Origin of the sequence: Streptomyces sp. NPDC053560, from assembly GCF_044544605.1 — a bacterium.
Classification (GTDB): domain Bacteria; phylum Actinomycetota; class Actinomycetes; order Streptomycetales; family Streptomycetaceae; genus Streptomyces.
Map to the genome: position 1 here is coordinate 469046 of NZ_JBITXI010000006.1, position 20578 is coordinate 489623.

15 protein-coding genes are annotated in these 20578 nt (G+C 71.9%); 13 read left to right on the forward strand and 2 right to left on the reverse strand.

What is annotated here, in order from left to right:
- The first annotated feature begins 51 nt into the window (after nt 1–51).
- The 6 genes from ACIGQF_RS17540 to ACIGQF_RS17565 all read left to right on the forward strand — a co-directional run bounded on the left by ACIGQF_RS17540 (nt 52) and on the right by ACIGQF_RS17565 (nt 6314).
- Complete coding sequence (locus ACIGQF_RS17540) at nt 52–1299, forward strand: PotD/PotF family extracellular solute-binding protein (RefSeq protein ID WP_399710838.1); 1248 nt, start codon at nt 52–54, stop codon at nt 1297–1299.
- 56 nt (nt 1300–1355) lie between these two features.
- Entirely contained in the window at nt 1356–2522 is a 1167-nt protein-coding gene (locus ACIGQF_RS17545; RefSeq protein WP_399710840.1) for an ABC transporter ATP-binding protein, read from the forward strand.
- A complete protein-coding gene (locus ACIGQF_RS17550) occupies nt 2519–3445 on the forward strand; it encodes an ABC transporter permease (RefSeq protein ID WP_399710842.1) in 927 nt (308 codons plus the stop codon). Before ACIGQF_RS17545 ends, ACIGQF_RS17550 begins: the two co-directional genes overlap by 4 nt.
- Nucleotides 3445–4230, forward strand: a complete 786-nt coding sequence (locus ACIGQF_RS17555; RefSeq protein ID WP_361556371.1) for an ABC transporter permease — start codon at nt 3445–3447, stop codon at nt 4228–4230. Before ACIGQF_RS17550 ends, ACIGQF_RS17555 begins: the two co-directional genes overlap by 1 nt.
- Nucleotides 4231–4235: 5 nt before the next feature.
- A complete protein-coding gene (locus ACIGQF_RS17560; RefSeq protein ID WP_399710844.1) occupies nt 4236–5681 on the forward strand; it encodes an NAD(P)/FAD-dependent oxidoreductase in 1446 nt (481 codons plus the stop codon).
- Between the two features lie 180 nt (nt 5682–5861).
- A complete protein-coding gene (locus tag ACIGQF_RS17565) occupies nt 5862–6314 on the forward strand; it encodes a hypothetical protein (protein ID WP_399710846.1) in 453 nt (150 codons plus the stop codon).
- Nucleotides 6315–6332: 18 nt separating this feature from the next.
- Here the strand turns inward: ACIGQF_RS17565 and ACIGQF_RS17570 are convergent, their stop codons facing one another.
- Both ACIGQF_RS17570 and gabT read right to left on the reverse strand, forming a co-directional pair.
- The gene (locus ACIGQF_RS17570; protein WP_399710848.1) at nt 6333–6872 is read right to left on the reverse strand and encodes a phosphatase PAP2 family protein; all 540 of its coding nucleotides are present in this window, start codon (nt 6870–6872) and stop codon (nt 6333–6335) included.
- Nucleotides 6873–7422: 550 nt separating this feature from the next.
- The gene (gene gabT / locus ACIGQF_RS17575) at nt 7423–8772 is read right to left on the reverse strand and encodes a 4-aminobutyrate--2-oxoglutarate transaminase (RefSeq protein ID WP_399710850.1); all 1350 of its coding nucleotides are present in this window, start codon (nt 8770–8772) and stop codon (nt 7423–7425) included.
- A 453-nt stretch (nt 8773–9225) separates the two neighbouring features.
- On the opposite strand from gabT, the gene ACIGQF_RS17580 reads away from it, so the two are divergent.
- The 7 genes from ACIGQF_RS17580 to ACIGQF_RS17610 all read left to right on the forward strand — a co-directional run bounded on the left by ACIGQF_RS17580 (nt 9226) and on the right by ACIGQF_RS17610 (nt 20512).
- Nucleotides 9226–11529, forward strand: a complete 2304-nt coding sequence (locus ACIGQF_RS17580; protein ID WP_399710852.1) for an ATP/GTP-binding protein — start codon at nt 9226–9228, stop codon at nt 11527–11529.
- 156 nt (nt 11530–11685) lie between these two features.
- Nucleotides 11686–13317: a PucR family transcriptional regulator gene (locus tag ACIGQF_RS17585; RefSeq protein ID WP_399710855.1), complete on the forward strand. Its 1632-nt coding sequence runs from the start codon at nt 11686–11688 to the stop codon at nt 13315–13317.
- 228 nt (nt 13318–13545) lie between these two features.
- Nucleotides 13546–15006 (forward strand): aldehyde dehydrogenase family protein, encoded by a 1461-nt coding sequence (locus ACIGQF_RS17590; protein WP_399710857.1) that lies wholly within the window; start codon nt 13546–13548, stop codon nt 15004–15006.
- A 173-nt stretch (nt 15007–15179) separates the two neighbouring features.
- Complete coding sequence (gene rpmF, locus ACIGQF_RS17595; protein ID WP_399710859.1) at nt 15180–15353, forward strand: 50S ribosomal protein L32; 174 nt, start codon at nt 15180–15182, stop codon at nt 15351–15353.
- A gap of 195 nt (nt 15354–15548) precedes the next feature.
- The gene (locus ACIGQF_RS17600) at nt 15549–17468 is read left to right on the forward strand and encodes an acyl-CoA dehydrogenase family protein (protein ID WP_399710861.1); all 1920 of its coding nucleotides are present in this window, start codon (nt 15549–15551) and stop codon (nt 17466–17468) included.
- Between the two features lie 477 nt (nt 17469–17945).
- Nucleotides 17946–19211 (forward strand): 1-deoxy-D-xylulose-5-phosphate reductoisomerase, encoded by a 1266-nt coding sequence (gene dxr, locus ACIGQF_RS17605; RefSeq protein WP_399710863.1) that lies wholly within the window; start codon nt 17946–17948, stop codon nt 19209–19211.
- Nucleotides 19208–20512 (forward strand): M50 family metallopeptidase, encoded by a 1305-nt coding sequence (locus ACIGQF_RS17610; RefSeq protein ID WP_399710865.1) that lies wholly within the window; start codon nt 19208–19210, stop codon nt 20510–20512. The genes dxr and ACIGQF_RS17610 overlap by 4 nt, the downstream gene beginning before the upstream one ends.
- Nucleotides 20513–20578 lie beyond the last annotated feature (66 nt).

Genomic DNA, 20578 nt, shown 5'->3' on the forward strand with positions numbered 1-20578 from the left:
CGTTCGTCACTCCACCGGCTGACCACCGGCCGACCCGAAAGGCCACCCCGTATGGAGCACACCGCGCAGCCCGAGCCGCTGTCCGCGGCGGAACTGGCCGCCGTGCGGCGCAGCATGACCAATGGCCGGATGGCCCTGACCCGGCGGTCCCTGCTGCGCGCGAGCGGGGCCGGGCTGCTGGCGATCGGCGGCCCGGTCGCGCTGTCGGCCTGCGGAATCCCGCCCGCGGGCCGTAGGGACGCGGGATCCTCAGCGGACCACTCGCGCACGGAGAAGCGGGTCGCCTTCTCCAACTGGACCGAGTACATCGACGTCAGTGACGACGAGAAGCGCCACCCGACGCTGGACGCGTTCACGAAGCGCACCGGCATCTCGGTCAAGTACACCGAGGACATCAACGACAACGACGAGTTCTTCGGCAAGGTCCAGGCGCAGCTCGCGGCCGGCCAGGACACCGGGCGCGACCTGATCTGCCTGACCGACTGGATGTGCGCCCGGATGATCTCGCTGGGCTGGATCCAGCCGCTGGACCCGGCGCACCTGCCGCACGCGTACACCCACCTCTCGGACCAGTTCCGCGACCCGGACTGGGACCCCGGCCGCGCGCACTCCTACACCTGGCAGGGCATCCCGACCGTCCTCGCGTACAACAAGAAGGCCACCGGCGGCCGGAAGGTCGACTCCGTCGACCAGCTGCTGTCCGACCCGAAGCTCAAGGGCCGGGTCGGTTTCCTCTCCGAGATGCGCGACAGCGTCGGCATGACCCTGCTGGACATGGGCAAGCGGCCCGAGGACGTCACCGCCGACGACTTCGACGCGGCGCTCGCCCGGCTCCAGAAGGGCGTGGACTCCCAGCAGATCCGCCGCTTCACCGGCAACGACTACCTCAACGACCTCAGCAAGGGCGACCTGGCGGCCTGTATCGCCTGGGCGGGCGACATCGTCCAGCTCCAGAACGACAACAGCGACATCGAGTACGTCGTCCCGGACGCCGGCTACATGACCTCGACGGACAACCTGATGGTGCCCAACAAGGCGCGCCACAAGGCGAACGCCGAGCGGCTGATCGACTACTTCTACGAGCCGAAAGTGGCGGCCCGGATCGCGGCGTACATCAACTACGTCTGCCCGGTCGACGGCGTGCGCGAGGAACTCGTGAAGATCGACAAAAAGCTGGCGGACAACCCGCTGGTCCTGCCCGACAAGGAAATGGCCGCCAAGTCGCACGCCTTCCGCGCGCTCAGCAGCAAGGAGAACAAGGAGTTCGCGCAGAAGTTCTCCGATCTCACCGGCGCCTGACCACCCGGCCCGGTCCCTCCTCAGCCCACCGACGACACCGCCCCGGGAATTGATACATGACCGATCTCGCGACGACCGACAGCAGCGGCGGCGACGTCCGCCTCACCGGGATCAGCAAGACCTACGGTTCCTTCACCGCCGTCCAGCCGCTGGACCTCACCGTGCCCGCCGGCTCCTTCTTCGCCCTCCTGGGCGCCTCGGGCTGCGGCAAGACCACCACCCTGCGCATGATCGCGGGCCTGGAGGAGCCCACCACCGGCACCGTCGAGCTGGCCGGCAAGGACGTCACCGCGCTGCCGCCCTACAAGCGCCCGGTGAACACCGTCTTCCAGAACTACGCCCTCTTCCCGCACCTGGACGTCTACGAGAACGTCGCCTTCGGCCTGCGCCGCCGCGGCATCAGATCCGTGAAGAAGCAGGTCGAGGAGATGCTCGACCTCGTGCAGCTCGGGCCGATGGCCCGCCGCAAGCCCACCCGGCTCTCCGGCGGCCAGCAGCAGCGAGTGGCCGTGGCCCGCGCCCTGATCAACCACCCGCAGGTGCTCCTCCTGGACGAGCCCCTCGGCGCCCTCGACCTCAAGCTGCGCCGCCAGATGCAGCTCGAACTCAAGCGCATCCAGACCGAGGTCGGCATCACCTTCGTGCACGTCACGCACGACCAGGAGGAGGCCATGACGATGGCCGACACGGTCGCGGTGATGAACGGCGGAAAGGTCGAGCAGCTGGGCGCGCCCGCCGACCTCTACGAGAACCCCGGCACCACCTTCGTCGCCAACTTCCTCGGCACCTCCAATCTGATCACCGCCGAGATCGCCGAGGCCGGCGGCGAGCACCTGCTGCTCACCGCCGGGGACGCCAAACTCCGGCTGCCCGCCGCGCGATGTTCCGCGGGCAGCGCCCGTACGGGCGAGAAGGTGCTGGCGGGCGTACGCCCCGAGAAGGTCGCCCTCGCGCACGCCGACGACGCGGGGTCCGTGCCCGAGGGCTTCAACCGGCTGCCGGGCCGCATCAAGGACGCCGGGTTCATCGGCGTCTCCACGCAGTACGTCATCGACGCCGGCGGCGCCGGTGAACTGGCCGTCTACGAGCAGAACATCGAGCGCGACGGCCGGCTGGTGCCGGGCGCCGAGGTCATCCTGCACTGGAACCCCGCGCACACCTTCGGGCTCTCCGCCGACCAGGACATCGCCGCCGGCGCCGACGTGGACGAGGAGGCCGCGTGAGCGCCGCCACCGAGGCGCCGCCGGAGCCGCGGCCCGCCCTCGAAGTGCGCAGGCCGGCGCTGCGCAAGCGGCTCGTACCGTACTGGCTGCTGCTGCCCGGCATCCTCTGGCTGCTGGTCTTCTTCGCCGCGCCGCTGGTCTACCAGGCGTCCACGTCGATCCAGACCGGCTCCCTCGAAGAGGGCTTCAAGGTCACCTGGCACTTCGCCACGTACTGGGACGCGCTGGGGGAGTACTGGCCGCAGTTCCTGCGCTCGGTGCTCTTCGCCGCCATCGCGACGGTGCTGTGCCTGGTCCTCGGCTACCCGCTCGCCTACCTGATCGCCTTCAAGGCGGGCCGCTGGCGCAACGTCGTGATGATCCTGGTCATCGCGCCGTTCTTCACCAGCTTCCTGATCCGCACGCTCGCCTGGAAGACGATCCTCGCCGACAGCGGCCCCGTCGTCAGCGCCCTGACCTCGCTGCACATCCTGGACGTGACCAGCGCGATCGGCCTCACCGAGGGCACCCGGGTGCTCGCCACCCCGCTCGCGGTGGTCTGCGGTCTCACGTACAACTTCCTGCCGTTCATGATCCTGCCGCTCTACACCTGTCTGGAGCGGATCGATCCCCGGCTGCACGAGGCGGCGGGCGACCTGTACGCCAGGCCCGTCACCACTTTCCGCAAGGTGACCTTCCCGCTCTCCATGCCGGGCGTGGTCGCGGGCACGCTGCTCACCTTCATCCCGGCGGCCGGCGACTACATCAACGCCGAACTGCTGGGCTCCACCGACCAGAAGATGATCGGCAACGTCATCCAGTCGCAGTTCCTGCGCGTCCTGGACTACCCGACCGCCGCCGCCCTCTCCTTCATCCTCATGGCGGCCATCCTCGCGATGGTCACCCTCTACATCCGCAAGTCGGGGACGGAGGACCTGGTCTGATGCGCTGGCTCCGACGCAATGCGGTGGTGATCGCGGGCCTGCTGACGCTGGCCTATCTGATCCTGCCCAACGTCATCGTGATGGTCTTCTCGTTCAACAAACCGAACGGCCGCTTCAACTACGAGTGGCAGCGGTTCTCCACCGACGCCTGGACCGATCCGTGCGGCGTCGCCGACCTGTGCGGCTCGCTCGGCCTCAGCCTCCAGATCGCGGTCTGGGCGACGATCGGCGCGACCGTACTGGGCACGCTGATCGCCTTCGCGCTGGCCCGCTACCGCTTCCGCGCCCGGTCCTCCGTCAACACCCTGATCTTTCTGCCGATGGCGATGCCCGAGGTCGTCATGGCCGCCTCGCTGGCCACGCTCTTCCTCAACATGGGCATCCAGTTCGGCTTCTGGACGATCCTGATCGCGCACATCATGTTCTGCCTGAGCTTCGTCGTCACCGCGGTGAAGGCACGCGTGATGAGCATGGACCCGCGGCTGGAGCAGGCGGCACAGGACCTCTACGCGTCGCCGACGCAGACGTTCCTGAAGGTGACGCTGCCGATCGCGGCGCCCGGCATCGCGGCCGGCGCGCTGCTCTCCTTCGCCCTGTCGTTCGACGATTTCATCATCACGAACTTCAACGCGGGCTCGACCGTGACGTTCCCCATGTTCGTCTGGGGATCGGCACAACGGGGCACACCCGTTCAGATCAATGTCATAGGAACAGCGATGTTCCTCATCGCCGTGCTCTGCGTCCTGGGCGGGCAACTGCTCACCGGACGCCGCAAGAGGAGCTGAGAACCATGGCACGAGATGCCATGAACCCCGCCGGGCAGACCACCCGGACCCCCGCACCGGCCGTCCACGCGCTCGCGGACGCCGCCCCCACCCCCTTCTGGCTGGACGACCCCGACCGCCCCGCAGCGCTGCCGGCCCTGGTCGGCGACGAGCGGTGCGACCTGCTCGTCGTCGGCGGCGGCTACAGCGGCCTGTGGACCGCGCTGCTCGCCAAGGAACGCGACCCGGAACGCGATGTCGTCCTGGTCGAGGGGCAGCAGGTCGGCTGGGCCGCCTCCGGCCGCAACGGCGGCTTCTGCGCCGCCTCGCTCACCCACGGCCTCGGCAACGGCCTGGCCCGCTGGCCCGGCGAGCTGAAGAAGCTCGAAGAGCTGGGCGCCCGCAACCTCGACGCCATCGGGGAGGCCGTCGAGCGGTACGGCATCGACTGCGCCTTCGAGCGCACCGGCGAGATCGACCTGGCCACCGAGCCGCACCAGATCGCCGAGCTCCGCGAGGCCGCCGAGGACGCCGAACGCCTCGGCCTCGGCGGGTACGACTTCCTCGACCGGGACGCCGTACGCGCCGAGGTCCACTCGCCGACCTTCCTGGCCGGCCTGTGGAACCGCGACGGCGTCGCCATGCTCCACCCCGCGCGGCTCGCCTGGGGCCTGAAGCAGGCCTGCCTGGACCAGGGCGTACGGATCTACGAGCACACCCGCGCCACCGACCTCGCCACCGACGGCACCGGCATGGCCGTCCGCACGCCCTACGGGCGGGTCTTCGCCCGCCACGTGGCGCTGGGCACCAACGCCTTCCCCCATCTGGTGCGCCGGGTCCGCCCGTACGTCGTCCCCGTCTACGACCACGCCCTGATGACCGAGCCGCTGACCGGCGAGCAGCTCGCCGCCCTCGGCTGGAAGAACCGTCAGGGCCTCTCCGACAGCAACAACCACTTCCACTACTTCCGCATCACCGCCGACCACCGCATCCTGTGGGGCGGCTACGACATCGTCTACCGCTACGGCGGCGGCGTCCGCGCCGAGTACGACCACCACCCGGCGACGTACGAGAAGCTCGCCCGCCACTTCTTCCAGTGCTTCCCGCAGCTGGAGGGCGTCCGCTTCAGCCACGCCTGGGGCGGCGCGATCGACACCTGCTCCCGCTTCTCGGCGTTCTTCGGCACCGCGCACGGCGGCCGGGTCGCGTACGCCGCGGGCTACACCGGCCTCGGCGTGGGCGCCACCCGCTTCGGCGCCGACGTCATGCTCGACCTGCTCTCCGGCGAGCGCACCGAGCGCACGGAGCTGGAGATGGTCCGCACGAAGCCGCTGCCGTTCCCGCCGGAGCCACTGCGCTGGGCCGGCATCGGCATCACCCAGTGGTCGATGAGCCGGGCCGACGCGCGCGGCGGCAAGCGGAACCTCTGGCTGAAGGCGATGGACAAGGTGGGCATGGGCTTCGACAGCTGACAGCCGTCTCCCGGCCGGCGCGGGCGTGTCTCCGAGGCGCGCCCGCGCACCGCTTCCTCGAAGCGGTGCACCACACCACCCCAAGATCATTGATCAACCCGTGTAAGAACGCGGCGGCAGCCCGCTCTCCCTCTCGGAACGCGGCCCCGACGGGCCGGTGAGCGAGTGAGGGAGGCAGAGATGGACCCCACGGGGGACAAGCGCGCCGTGGAATGGCTCGTGTCGGTGGCGCCGGACCCGGAGGCCTGCCGCTTCGAATGGGAGCGCAATCCGCTCGGGGTGGCGCTCCTGCCCGCCGGACTGGCCTGGGACGTACTGATCATCCCCGGGTCCCTGGGCTATCCCGCGCTCGACGTGCTCACCCGGTGCCTCGACCGCCCGGGCCCGGTGCTCGCCGACTTCGGCGACAGCCGCATGGGGTTCTTCGTCCCGCCGGGCACGGCGGCCCGCTGGCTGGGCACGGGCGTACGCGGTGCCGGCCGCGGCACCTGGATCGTCGTCCCCTACCCGGGCCGCGCCTCCGGCGGCACCCGCTGGCTGATCCCCCCGGACGGCCACGGCACCCTCACCGACCCCGGCGTCCTGGAACTGGCCCTGCACGAGGCCGCGGCGCGGGTGGCGGGCGACCCCTGAGGGCGGCCCGGCTCCCTGCTACGAGGCGGCCGTGGCGTCCTGCGCGTCGGGCCGCCGGCGGATGCCGTGCAGCACGCCGTACAGGACCGTCAGCAGCGCCGCCGACAGGGCCCAGGAGCCGAGGACGTCCACGGGCCAGTGGTAGCCGCGGACGACCAGGCCCGGGCCGGTGGCGAGGACGAGGACGAGCGCCGCGGTGATCAGCAGGCGCCGGGCGTACGGGGCGGCCGCGTACGGGAGCAGGAGCAGCGCGGCCGCCCCGTACGCGACGGCGGCGGTCGCGGCGTGCCCCGAGGGGTAGAACCCGGTCCCGCCGACCGGCCCGCCCGGCGGGGCCGGCCGGGCCAGGGCGGCCTGCAACGGCCCGACCAGCGCCGGGACCAGGGCCATGGCGACGGCGGCGGCGAGCGGCGGCAGCCACCGGCGGGGGAGTCCGGCGGCACGGGCCCGCCATCCCCCGTACCCGGCGGCGATCAGCAGCACCGGCAGTGCCACCGTCATGTTGCCCAGATCGGCGAGGAGTTCGGCGAGCGGCGCGGGCAGGGACCGGCCCAGCATGACCCGGTCCAGCGTTGCGTCCAGCCGCAGCAGCGCCCCATGGGCGGCGACCTGCCAGGTCAGGAAGGCGAAGAGGAGAAGCGACGCGGCCAGCGTGCACGCGTACGCGGGGAGAGAGGCCGGCCGCCCCGGAACAGGGGGGGTGGTTCCGGGGCGGCCGTGCTGACCGGCGAACCGCGCGCCCCGGGGGGTCTGGGGCGGGCGGCCATCCGATCGGTGAGGAATCCCGGAGCCTGGGGCTCCGGTGGTGTGCGCGAGGGCACAGCCAGGTCGAAGCCGGGGAAGCGCCGACCGGGCATCGCTCGCAGTCCCCTGCGAGCGGGGTGTTTCTCTCATCTGCAGAAACCGTACGGCAGAGCGGTGCCCCTCCGACAGGCGGATCACCCACCCGCCATCGGCCCCGCACATCTTCTTCACGCGGTCTCGCCACTTCGGGCCGGTGGCCCGCATTCCGTATCCGGGATGCGCCGAGCGCCCGTGCCGGCATGCGGACGGGCGCTCGGTTCTTCGCTCACCTGAACCAGGCGGCGGGGCGGATCAGCGGGGCGGATCAGAGGGCCGCGAAGGCCGACTCCAGGATGTCCAGACCCTCGTTCAGCAGGTCCTCGCCGATGACCAGCGGCGGCAGGAAGCGGATGACGTTGCCGTACGTACCGGTCGTGAGGATCAGCAGGCCCTCCTGGTGGCAGGCCTTGGCCAGCGCCGCGGTCGCCTCCGGGTTCGGGTCCTTCGAGCCGGACTGCACCAGCTCGATCGCGATCATCGCGCCGCGGCCGCGGACCTCGCCGATGACGTCGTACTTCTCGGCCAGGGCCGTCAGGCGCGACTTCATGATCTCTTCGATGCGCTTGGCCTTGGCGTTCAGGTCCAGCTCGCGCATGGTCTCGATGGCGCCGACGGCGGCGGCGCAGGCGACGGGGTTGCCGCCGTAGGTGCCGCCCAGGCCGCCCGCGTGCGCGGCGTCCATGATCTCGGCGCGGCCGGTCACGGCCGCCAGCGGCAGGCCACCGGCAATGCCCTTCGCGGTCGTGATCAGGTCCGGGACGATGCCCTCGTCCTCGCACGCGAACCACTGTCCGGTCCGGCAGAACCCGGACTGAATCTCATCCGCGACAAAGACGATTCCATTCTCCTTCGCGAACTTGGAGATGGCGGGCAGGAAGCCCTTGGCCGGCTCGATGAAGCCGCCCTCGCCGAGCACCGGCTCGATGATGATCGCGGCGACGTTCTCCGCGCCGATCTGCTTGGTGATCTGCGAGACGGCCTGGTCCGCGGCCTCCTGGGCGCAGTTCTCCGGGCCGGTCAGCCAGCGGTAGGGGTAGGCCAGCGGCACCCGGTAGACCTCGGGCGCGAACGGCCCGAAGCCGTGCTTGTACGGCATGTTCTTCGCCGTCAGCGCCATCGTCAGGTTCGTACGGCCGTGGTACCCGTGGTCGAACACGACCACGGCCTGCCGCTTCGTGTACGCACGCGCGATCTTGACGGCGTTCTCGACGGCCTCGGCGCCGGAGTTGAACAGCGCCGACTTCTTCTCGTGGTCACCCGGGGTCAGCTCGGCGAGCTGCTCACAGACCTCGATGTACGGCTCGTACGGCGTGACCATCGCACAGGTGTGGGTGAAGTCCGCGAGCTGCGCGGTGGCGCGCCGCACGACGGCCTCCGCGCTGCTGCCGACCGAGGTCACCGCGATACCCGACCCGAAATCGATCAGCGAGTTGCCGTCCACGTCCTCCAGGACACCGCCGCCGGCGCGCTTGATGAACACGGGCAGGACCGCACCGACGCCGGCCGCCACGGTGGCCGACTTGCGCTCCCACAGCTCCTGCGACTTGGGGCCGGGGATCGCGGTGACGACGCGGCGCTCCTGGGGGAGGGCGGGGCCTCCGGTCAGTTCGGTCATGGGAGTCTCCTGGAGGAACGAGGACGCGGACGCGGATGCACTGAGGCGGCGTACTACGTGACGTACTAAGGGGTTGCGTTCGCAGGCTAGGGGCGGTCCGGTGGCCGGGGCATGCACCGTTCGGGAGAAGTACGGGGGTCGCGTTGTCCGCACCGGACATAGCGCGGGCCGGGCGCGCGCAGTGCGGTCCCGGTGCACGAGCGGGGTATGCCCACGGCGTACGGCCAGTAGATTGATCCGCGGCACACCGCCCACCGCACCGCCACCGCTGACTAGGGGGAACAGGGACACCGGATGGACACCGAGGGCACGCACGACGCACGCAACACCCACTCGGCCGGAATCCCCCGACCGGCGGGGGGACCCCCGGGCCCGCAGGCCGGGGGGCCGCCCGGTGCGGTGCCGGTACCGCCGAAGCCCACCACGGCTCCCGGCGCGCCGGAGTCGCCCTTCATGGCCTGGCTCCGCGCCCCCCGTGTCCTGGCGGGCCCGGGCATCTGGTCCTTCGAACACCGGGTCCGGCCGAAGGAGGAGCCGCACGAGATCGCGGTTCCGCAGCTCATCGCCGGGGCCGTCATCTCGTTCCTGTGCGCGTGGCTGCTGTGGTCGCTGCTGATGAACGACTATCTCGGCCCCTACTGGAAGTGGCCGTTGGAAGTGATGCTGCCCGACTCCTGGCGGGAGGGTAACGCCGGCGTCGTCTCGTCCTTCGTCTACATGGCGCTGATCCTCGGCGTGATCGTCGTCCTCTTCGGCCGCGTGGGCCGGTGGCCGGCGCTCTTCCGGCGGCTCCTCGCCCCCGTGGGCCGCCGGGTGTGGAAGCGGCTGCCGGGGTGGCTGGCCCCGAAGGACCCGGGCTCCCTCCCCGGCGGCGCGCTGCTCCTGCGCGCCGTGGTGGCGCTGGCCGTCGCCTGGCTGCTGTGGGAGTGGTGCACCGACGAATCGCGTGCCTCGTCGCTCCTCATGCTCCAGCTCGCGAATCTGACCCCTGACTCGGGCGATCCGGCGTCGTACTTCTACTACCGCACGAGCTACTCGCTCATCGACCTCGTGATCGTGCTGGCCGTCCTCGCCCCGTTCGGGTGCTGGCCCGAGGTGTGGCGCCGCTACGCCCCGCCGGGGTGGCGCCGCGGCGGCGAGTCCACCGCCACGGCCGAGGCCGACGCCCCCGTCCTCCAGGTCGACCAGGCCGAGTGGGCGGAGCTGCGGGCCGCGGGGGCCGGGGACGCTGCGGAGCGGCTGGCCCGGGAGGCGCGGGCCGGGCTGATGAACGACGTGGACCATGCGCGGATCACCCGCGCCTGGCAGTCCGTACGGGTGCAGACGAGCCGCTTCCCCGCCTTCGTCGAGAACGTCCAGCGGCACGGCTCCGCCGCCTGCGGCCACCCCTCCGGCGCGCGCGACCTGCCGGTGCGCACCGCACGGCACGACCTGCTCACGGGCCAGGTCCGCCTCGGTACGGCGTCCGACGACCTTCGCAACCCCTACGACCGCCGCGGCACCGGCGCGGCGCTCGACCCCGGGCTGCTGGGCACCTCGCTGCTGGCGGTCGGGCCGCCCGGCGCGGGGAAGACGACCCGGCTGGTACGCCCCGTGCTGGAGACGATGTGCCTGCAGGCGCTCGCCGGCCGGGCCGCGGTGGTCTCGGTCGGCGCGGCCGGGGCCGGGCCGGCGGGGGACGACGCGTTCGATGCCGTCGTCCGCGTCGGGCACCGCGAATCCCCCTGCGACCTCGACCTCTACGGCGGTACGAGTGATCCGGACGAGGCGGCTGCGGTGTTGGCGGAGGCGTTGGTGGGGGATGTGGTCGCGGGGGCGCCGGGGGGTGAGAGCCGGCGGGCGGCGACGGTGCTGGGGCAGTTGCTCGGGCCGTTCCGGACGGCGCACGGGCGGTTCCCCGGGGTGGCCGAGCTGCGGGAACTGCTGGACAGGGCGCCGGAGGCGATGACCGCGCTGCGGACCGCGCTGGCGACGGCGGGGGAGCAGGGCGCCCTGCGCGAGCTGGACGCGCGGGAGCGGCAGGCGGCGCGGGCCGGGGACGCCGGGGCGCTGCTCGCGGACCGGATCGCGCTGCTGGACCGGCCAGCGTTCGCCGGGTTCTTCGACCCGACCGGGCAGACGCGCCAGGTGTCGCTGCGCGCGCTGGACCGCCCGCTGCGGGTACGGATCGACCTGCCGGAGCGCGGGCACGCCGACGCGTCGCGGATTCTGGCGCGGCTGGTGCTGGCGCAGTTCACGGAGTGCGCGGTGGCGCGGGCCGACCGGTCGGTGTTCGCGTGTCTCGTGCTCGACGACGCCTCGCATGTCGTCACGCAGGAGGCGCTGCGGGGGCTGCAGCGGCTGCGGTCGGCCAACGCCGGGGTCGTGCTGACGCTGCGGGCGCTGGACGACGTACCGGAGCAGCTGCGCGGGGCGCTGCTGGGCACGGTCGGCTGCCGGATGGCGTTCGCGGGCGTGACGACGTGGGACGGCGCGCGGTTCGCCGAGGTGTGGGGCAAGGCGTGGGTGGAGACCCGGGACGTCACCGACCGGCAGATCGTCTCCGACGAGCCGTTCACCAAGCTGATGCACTCGATCAGGCGGCTGGTGACGGGCAAGGACGTGACGGCGAAGGCCGTGACGGTGCGGACCGTGGAGCGGGAGCGGTGGTCGGCGTCGGATCTGGCCAATGCCGTACCGGCCGGGCACGCGGTGCTGTCGGTGACGTCCGTGACGGGGGAGACGGCCCCGCCGGTACTGGTCGACCTGCGGGGGTGAGCCGGTAGCAGGCCGGTGGCGCGCTGGCCCGCATCCGCCGTCCTCGGGCTGCGGATGCGGGCGCCGGTATTCCTCCGTTGAGGCAGAATCGGAGGTGGTCGTTCATACGGGACGGAGAAAACTCCCGGCTCCCGCCGCACGCGCATCGAAGGTCCCATGCCTCACACCCTCGCCTCCCTCGCCCACCACTCCGCGCTCAAGCTGACCGTGCTCGCGGGCGAGGACCGGCTGGACACCCCCGTCCGCTGGGCGCACGTGAGCGAGCTGATCGACCCCGTCCCGTACATGGAGGGCGGCGAGCTGCTCCTGATCACCGCGCTCAAGCTGGACGCGGAGGATCCGGAGGTGGCCCGGCGGTACGTACGGCGCATCGCGGGTGCGGGCGTCGTGGGGCTCGGCTTCGCGGTCGGGGTGAACTACGAGGACGTGCCGGAGGCGCTGCTCACCGCGGCCCGCGAGGAGGACTTCCCGTTGCTCGCGGTGCCCCGCCGGACGCCGTTCGTCGCGATCAGCAAGGCCGTCTCGGCGTCCGTGGCCGCCGACCAGTACCGCGCGGTGACCGAGGGGTTCGAGGCGCAGCGGGAGCTGACCCGCGCGGCGCTGTCCGCCGAGGGCCCGGCGGAGCTGCTCGCCCGCCTCGCCGCGCACCTGAAGGGCTGGGCAGCCCTGTACGACGCCTCCGGCGCGGTGGTCGCCGCCGCCCCCGACTGGGCGGCCCGCCGCGCGGCGCGGCTCACCGACGCCATCGGCAAGCTGCGCGAACGCCCGGCCCCCGCGAGTTCGGTGGTCCCGGACGCCGAGGGCGAGGACCGGGTGGAGCTGCAGTCGCTGGGCACGGGCCGCCGGGCACGCGGCGTCCTCGCGGTCGGCACGGGCGCCCCGCTGGGCACGGCGGAGCGGTACGCCGTGCACTCCGCCGTCGCTCTGCTCACCCTGACCACCGAGCGGTCCCGCGCGCTGCAGGAGGCCGAGCAGCGCCTCGGCGCCGCGGTGCTGCGGATGCTGCTGGCCGGCGAGCCGGACCACGCGCGCGGCGTGGCCGGGCGGCTGTACGGCGGGCTGCTGGACGCGCCGTTCCGGGTGCTGGTGGCCCGGCCGGTGCCCGGGAGCGGCGGCGAGGAGCGGCCCGCGGCCGAGGCGACGGCGACGCTGGACGCGCTGGCCGACGCGATGGAGTCGGCGGCGGCCCGCAGCGGTGAGGCGGTGCTCGCGGTCCCGGACGGCTCCCGGCTGACGGTGCTCGTGGCGGACGGCGGCGCGGCGGCCGAGGCGTGCGCGGCACACGCCGCGGCGCTGGAGGCCCGCGCAGGCGCGAGCGCCCCCAAGAACGTGCCCGGCGCCCTCCGCGGCACCCCGGGCCTGGCCGCCGGCCTCTCCGCGCCCGCCGGTCCCGCCGCGGCGGCGGCAGCGCACCGGCAGGCCGAGCAGGCGATGTCGGTGGCCGGGCGGCGCGGCCGGGCGCTGGTCGAGCACGAGGACGTGGCGGCCGGTTCCGTCCTGCCGCTGCTCGCCGACGACGCCGTACGCGCCTTCGCCGACGGCATGCTGCGCGCGCTGCACGACCACGACGCGACCGGCCGCGGTGATCTCGTCGCCTCGCTGCGTGCCTGGCTGTCCCGGCACGGCCAGTGGGACGCGGCCGCCGCCGACCTGGGCGTCCACCGGCACACGCTGCGCTACCGGATGCGCCGCGTCGAGGAGATCCTCGGGCGCTCCCTGGACGACCCGGACGTCCGCATGGAACTGTGGCTGGCCCTGAAGGCGACCACCTTCGCCCCGGAAGCCTGACCAGCGGACTTCACCCGGAGCCTCGAAGGCCCGCAGGCCCCGCCCGCACTCGCCAATCCGTAGGACCCGGCCCGTGGAGTAGTACGTCCCGGACAAACGCCGGTCCGGGAGTGCGCACCTACCGTGGATCCCGTCCGGAAGGGCGACCGAGGCCGGGCGTGGCGGAACCGCCGCGCGTACCGGGCGGCGCGCCACTCATCCCGCCACCGAGAAGGGCCGGTAACCACTGTGCCGATCCGTAATGACGCAGCCACCACGGCTTTCTGGCTCGCCGGCCGAGAGGCGACCGGCGCGGAGGCCTTCGAGGTCACCTCGCCCTGGGACGGCCGCACCGTCGGCACCGTGAGCGTGCCCACCGAGGAGCAGGTCGAGGAGGCCGTGGTCGCGTCCGTCGCGGTGCAGGCCGAGTTCGCCGCCACCCCCGCGCACGTGCGCGCCGCCGCGCTGGACCACGTCACCAAGCGCCTGGTGGAGCGTACGGAGGAGATCGCGCAGCTGATCTCCGCGGAGAACGGCAAGCCGATCAAGTGGGCGCGCGGCGAGGTCGGCCGCGCCGTGTCGGTCTTCCGGTTCGCCGCCGAGGAGGCCCGCCGCTTCAACGCCGGCGAGGCCATGCGCCTGGACACCGACGGCGGCGGCGCGGGCCGCCTCGCACTGATCCGCCGCGTGCCCAAGGGCACCGTGCTCGGCATCGCGCCCTTCAACTTCCCGCTCAACCTGAGCGCCCACAAGGTCGCCCCGGCGATCGCCGCCGGCGTGCCGATCATCCTCAAGCCCGCCCCGGCCACCCCGCTCTCCGGTCTGATCCTCGGCGAGCTGCTCGCCGAGACCGAGCTGCCGGCCGGTTCGTGGAGCATCCTGCCGGTGCCGAACGACCGGATGCCCGCGCTGGTCCAGGACGAGCGGCTGCCCGTGATCTCCTTCACCGGTTCCGAGACGGTCGGTTACGCGATCATGGACTCGGTGCCGCGCAAGCACTGCACCCTGGAGCTGGGCGGCAACGGCGCGGCCGTGATCCTCGCCGACTACGCCTCCGAGGCGGACCTGGACTGGGCCGCGCAGCGCATCGCGACCTTCTCCAACTACCAGGGCGGCCAGTCCTGCATCTCCGTGCAGCGCGTGATCGCCGACGCGAGCGTGTACGACCGGCTGCTGCCGAAGATCGTCAAGCGCGTCGAGGCGCAGGTCACCGGCGACCCGACGGACCCCGCGACCGAGGTCGGCCCGCTGGTGAGCGAGGCCGCCGCCGAGCGCGTGGAGTCCTGGGTGGACGAGGCCGTGCAGGCCGGCGCGCAGCTGCTGGCCGGCGGCAAGCGCGAGGGCGCCACGTACGCGCCGACCGTGCTCGCCGACCTGCCCGAGGGCACCACGCTGGCGTGCGAGGAGGTCTTCGGACCTGTCCTGTCCGTCCAGAAGGTGGACGGCGAGGAGGCGGCCTTCGCCGCCGTCAACAGCTCCAAGTACGGCCTCCAGGCGGGCGTGTTCACGCACGACCTGCAGACCGCCTTCCGCGCCCACAAGGTGCTGGAGGTCGGCGGCGTGATCATCGGCGACGTGCCGTCGTACCGCGCCGACCAGATGCCGTACGGCGGCGCCAAGCAGTCCGGTGTGGGCCGCGAGGGCGTCCGCTACGCGATGGAGGACTACACCTACGAGCGAGTGATGGTGATGACCGGGCTGGAACTCTGACGCTTCCGGCACAAGAGCCGGACACTGGACAGCAAGGGCCGGGGCGCGTATCGGGCGCGCCCCGGCCCTCCGGTCCGCCCGGACGCAGGGGGCGGCCCTCCTACTGTAAATATGGGAATCATTTTCATGTAGGCTGGCGGTCGTACCGCACCCCTCGTCACAGGAGGCAGGCCATGGCCGTCCCGAAGCGGAAGATGTCCCGCGCCAACACCCGGCACCGCCGTTCCAACTGGAAGGCCGGCACGCCCGATCTGGTGCCGATCACCATCGACGGCAGCCAGTACACCGTGCCGCGCCGTCTGGTGAAGGCGTACCAGCGCGGGCTGATCGATCCTCCGCGGGCCTGACGGCGGAGGGCCGGAGGGCGGGCCCGGGGTCACGGCTCCGCGTCCGTGTGCGCGAGGACTGGTGCAAGTCGTGCGGATCGGGTACAGACTCACAAGTAGCACTGACCGGTAGCCAGCCCGGGCAGGCCACTGACCGGTAGCCGATCCCGGCGGACCGGTACGGACCACCGACTCCGCGGTGAGGTGACCCTCCTCATGACGGCTCCAACCACCCGCAACGTCTCCGAGCGCGAAGCCCGGCAGGTCGCCGAGGCGGCCCGTGAACAGGACTGGCGGAAGCCCAGCTTCGCCAAGGAGCTGTTCCTGGGGCGTTTTCGGCTCGCCCTCATCCACCCCCACCCCACCCCTGCCGCGGAAGCGGTCCAGCGTGGTGAGGAGTTTCTCGCCAAGCTCCGCGACTTCTGTGAGACGAAGATCGACGGTGCGCGCATCGAGCGCGAGGCGCAGATCCCCGACGAGACCATCAACGGTCTCAAGGAGATCGGCGCGCTCGGCATGAAGATCGACACCAAGTACGGCGGCCTGGGGCTCACCCAGGTGTACTACAACAAGGCGCTGGCGCTGGTGGGTTCCGCCAGCCCCGCGATCGGCGCGCTGCTCTCCGCGCACCAGTCGATCGGCGTACCGCAGCCGCTGAAACTGTTCGGCACACAGGAGCAGCGGGACCAGTTCCTTCCGCGGCTGGCCCGTACGGACATCTCCGCGTTCCTGCTCACCGAACCGGACGTAGGTTCGGACCCGGCCCGGCTGGCCACCATGGCCGTACCGGACGGGGACGACTACGTACTGGACGGCGTCAAGCTGTGGACGACCAACGGAGTCGTGGCCGACCTGCTCGTCGTGATGGCACGCGTACCGAAGTCCGAGGGGCACAAGGGCGGCATCACCGCCTTCGTCGTCGAGGCGGGCTCGGACGGCATCACCGTGGAGAACCGCAACGCCTTCATGGGCCTGCGCGGCATAGAGAACGGCGTCACCCGCTTCCATCAGGTGCGGGTACCGGCAGCGAACCGCATCGGGCCGGAGGGTGCGGGCCTGAAGATCGCGCTGACCACGCTCAACACGGGCCGGCTGTCGCTGCCCGCGATGTGCGTCGGCGTCGGCAAGTGGTGCCTGAAGATCGCCCGCGAGTGGTCGGGGGTGCGCGAGCAGTGGGGCAGGCCGGTCGCCCACCACGAGGCGGTCGGCGGGAAGATCTCCTTCATCGCGGCCACCACCTTCGCGCTGGAGGCCGTCGTCGACCTCTCCTCCCAGATGGCCGACGAGGACCGCAACGACATCCGCATCGAAGCGGCCCTCGCCAAGCTCTACGGCTCGGAGATGGGCTGGCTGATGGCGGACGAGCTGGTGCAGATCCGCGGCGGCCGGGGCTTCGAGACCGCGGAGTCGCTCGCCGCGCGCGGCGAACGGGCGGTCCCCGCCGAGCAGGTGCTGCGCGACATGCGCATCAACCGGATCTTCGAGGGCTCGACGGAGATCATGCACCTGCTCATCGCCCGCGAGGCGGTGGACGCCCATCTCTCCGTCGCCGGTGACCTCATCGACCCCGACAAGTCCCTCCAGGACAAGGGGAAGGCGGCGGCACGGGCCGGCGGCTTCTACGCCCGCTGGCTGCCCAAGCTGGTCGCCGGGCCGGGCCAGGTGCCCGGTACGTACGCGGAGTTCGGCGAGCTGGCGACGCACCTGCGGTTCGTCGAGCGGAACTCCCGCAAACTCGCGCGCTCCACGTTCTACGCGATGTCGCGCTGGCAGGGCCGGATGGAGACCAAGCAGGGCTTCCTCGGCCGGATCGTGGACATCGGCGCCGAGCTGTTCGCGATGAGCGCCGCGTGCGTACGGGCCGAGCACCTGAAGGCCACCGGCGAGCACGGCCGCGAGGCGCACCAGCTGGCGGAGGTGTTCTGCCGGCAGGCCAGGATCCGGGTCGAGGAGCTGTTCGCCAGGCTGTGGACCAACACCGACGACCTGGACCGCAAGGTCGTGGCCGGGGTGCTGACCGGTACGTACACCTGGCTGGAGGAGGGCGTCATCGACCCCAGCGGCGACGGTCCGTGGATCGCGGACGCGACACCGGGCCCCGCGCAGCGGGAGAACGTGCACCGGCCGATCAGGTAGGGCACGCACGGCACCTCCCGGTGAACGTGCACCGGCGGATCCGGTGACGGCGGATCCGCCGGTGTCGGGACGGGGGACGGGCCGGTCCTCGCGAGCAGGGGACCGGCCCGTACTGGGTGCCGACGTCGTGATGGCAGCGCGAGGTGATGCCGACCGACTCCAGCAGCCAGGCCAGCGACGCGCACAGCTCCCGGTCGTCGTCGACGATGTGCACGACGGGCGCGGTCACCGGCTCCCCACCTCACAGTTCGTGCACGGCTCACCGAAACGTTCACCCAGAGGCCAAGCAGCGGCAGCCACCGGCGACAGGGCCCACCCGCCCGCAGCGCATACGGGATATGCCGGGGTGACTAAGGCTTTCCCCGATGGACAGCGGGCTCCCCGCACCACCCTCCGTGCCTCCCGACGCCCCCGCGCGGGCCGATCATCCGCGAGCTGGTGTCCGCACTCCGGACGTGACCGGCCACAATGGTGCCCATGACGGAATCCCTCGCCCATCCGCATCTGCGTTTCACCCCGCCGGCCGCCGCACCCGGCGAGCCACGCGACATCGTGATCCTCGGCTCCACCGGCTCCATCGGCACCCAGGCGATCGATCTCGTCCTGCGCAACCCCGACCGCTTCCGCGTCACCGGCCTGTCCGCGGCGGGCGGCCGGGTCGCGCTCCTCGCCGAGCAGGCCCGGCAGCTGCGCGTCGGCACGGTCGCGGTGGCCCGCGAGGACGTGGTGCCCGCGCTGCGCGAGGCGCTGGCGGAGCAGTACGGAGCGGGCGAGCCGCTGCCGGAGATCCTGGCCGGCCCCGACGCCGCCACCCAGCTCGCCGCCACCACGTGCCACACCGTCCTGAACGGCATCACCGGCTCCATCGGCCTCGCCCCCACCCTCGCGGCCCTAAAGAGCGGCGCCTCCCTGGCGCTCGCCAACAAGGAGTCGCTGATCGTGGGCGGCCCGCTGGTCAAGGCGCTCGCGAAGCCCGGCCAGATCGTCCCCGTCGACTCCGAGCACTCCGCGCTCTTCCAGGGCCTGATGGGCGGCCCCCGCGAAGAGGTGCGCAAGCTGGTCGTCACCGCCTCCGGCGGCCCGTTCCGCGGCCGCAGCAAGGCCGAGCTGGCCACCGTCACGCCCGAACAGGCCCTCGCGCACCCCACCTGGGCCATGGGCCCGGTCATCACGATCAACTCCGCGACCCTGGTCAACAAGGGCCTGGAGGTCATCGAGGCGCACCTGCTGTACGACGTGCCCTTCGAGCGCATCGAGGTCGTCGTCCACCCGCAGTCCTACATCCACTCCATGGTGGAGTTCACCGACGGCTCGACCCTCGCCCAGGCCAGCCCGCCCGACATGCGCATGCCCATCGCGCTGGCCCTCGGCTGGCCCGAGCGCATCCCCGACGCGGCCCCCGGCATCGACTGGACCAAGGCCCACACCTGGGAGTTCTTCCCGCTCGACCAGGAAGCCTTCCCCTCCGTACCGCTCGCCTGCCACGTCGGCACCCTCGGCGGCACCGCACCCGCCGTCTTCAACGCCGCCAACGAGGAATGCGTCGACGCATTCTTGAAGGGCGGGCTGCCCTTCACAGGAATTGTCGATACGGTCGCCGAAGTCGTCGCCGAGCACGGCACGCCCGCTCCGGGAACCTCCCTGACCCTCTCGGACGTACTGGAAGCGGAGACCTGGGCGCGCGCCCGCGCCCGCGAACTGGCCGCCCGCGCGGCACGCACACCATCGGAGGCCCGCGCATGACGACCTGGATGACCATCCTCGGCATCGTCGTCTTCGTCGTCGGCCTGCTCTTCTCGATCGCCTGGCACGAGCTGGGACACCTGTCGACGGCCAAGATGTTCGGCATCCGCGTGCCGCAGTACATGGTCGGGTTCGGGCCGACGCTCTTCTCCCGCCGCAAGGGCGACACCGAGTACGGCATCAAGGCCATCCCGGCCGGCGGCTACATCCGCATGATCGGCATGTTCCCGCCCGGCGACGACGGCAAGCTCTCGGCACGCTCCACCTCACCCTGGCGCGGCATGATCGAGGACGCCCGCTCGGCCGCCTTCGAGGAACTGCAGCCAGGGGACGAGAAGCGGCTGTTCTACACCCGCAAGCCCTGGAAGCGCGTCATCGTGATGTTCGCCGGGCCGTTCATGAACCTGATCCTCGCGGTCGTGATCTTCATGAGCGTCCTCATGGGCTTCGGCATCAACACCCAGACCACCCAGGTCGGCTCCGTCTCGGACTGCGTCATCGCCGCCTCGGCCAAGACCGACAAGTGCCCGTCCGACGCCAAGGACTCGCCGGCCAAGGCCGCCGGACTGCGGGCCGGCGACAAGATCGTCGCCTTCGACGGGCGCCCCGTGCCCGACTGGAACACCCTCCAGCAGGCCATCCGCGACACCACCGGACCCGCAACGATCACCGTCCGGCGGGACGGCGCGGAGAAGGTACTGCAGGCCGACCTCATCAAGAACAAGGTCGCCAAGACCGACGGCCACGGCGGCTACGTCACCGACCAGTACGTCACCGCCGGCTTCCTCGGCTTCACCCCCGCCAGCGGCATCGTCCGGCAGGACTTCGGCCAGTCCGTCGACCGCATGGGCAACATGGTCAAACAGGGCGTCGACTCGCTCATCGCACTCCCCGGCAAGGTCCCCGACCTGTGGAACGCCGCCTTCAACGGCGGCGAGCGCAAGCAGGACTCCCCGATGGGTGTCGTCGGCGCGGCCCGCGTCGGCGGCGAGGTCTTCTCCCTGGACATCCCGCCCTCGCAGCGGGTGGCGACCATGCTCTTCCTGGTCGCGGGCTTCAACCTCTCCCTCTTCCTGTTCAACATGCTCCCGCTGCTGCCGCTGGACGGCGGACACATCGCGGGCGCCCTGTGGGAGTCGCTGCGCCGCGCCTTCGCCAAGGTCTTCCGGCGCCCCGACCCCGGCCCCTTCGACGTGGCGAAGCTCATGCCCGTCGCCTACGTCGTCGCCGGCATCTTCATCTGTTTCACGCTCCTGGTGCTGGTCGCGGACGTGGTGAACCCCGTACGGCTGACCGGCTAGAGGTACGCCCGCAAGCCCGCTTCGGAACGCCGGGCACTCGTGCGAACACGCACGGGTGTCCGGCAT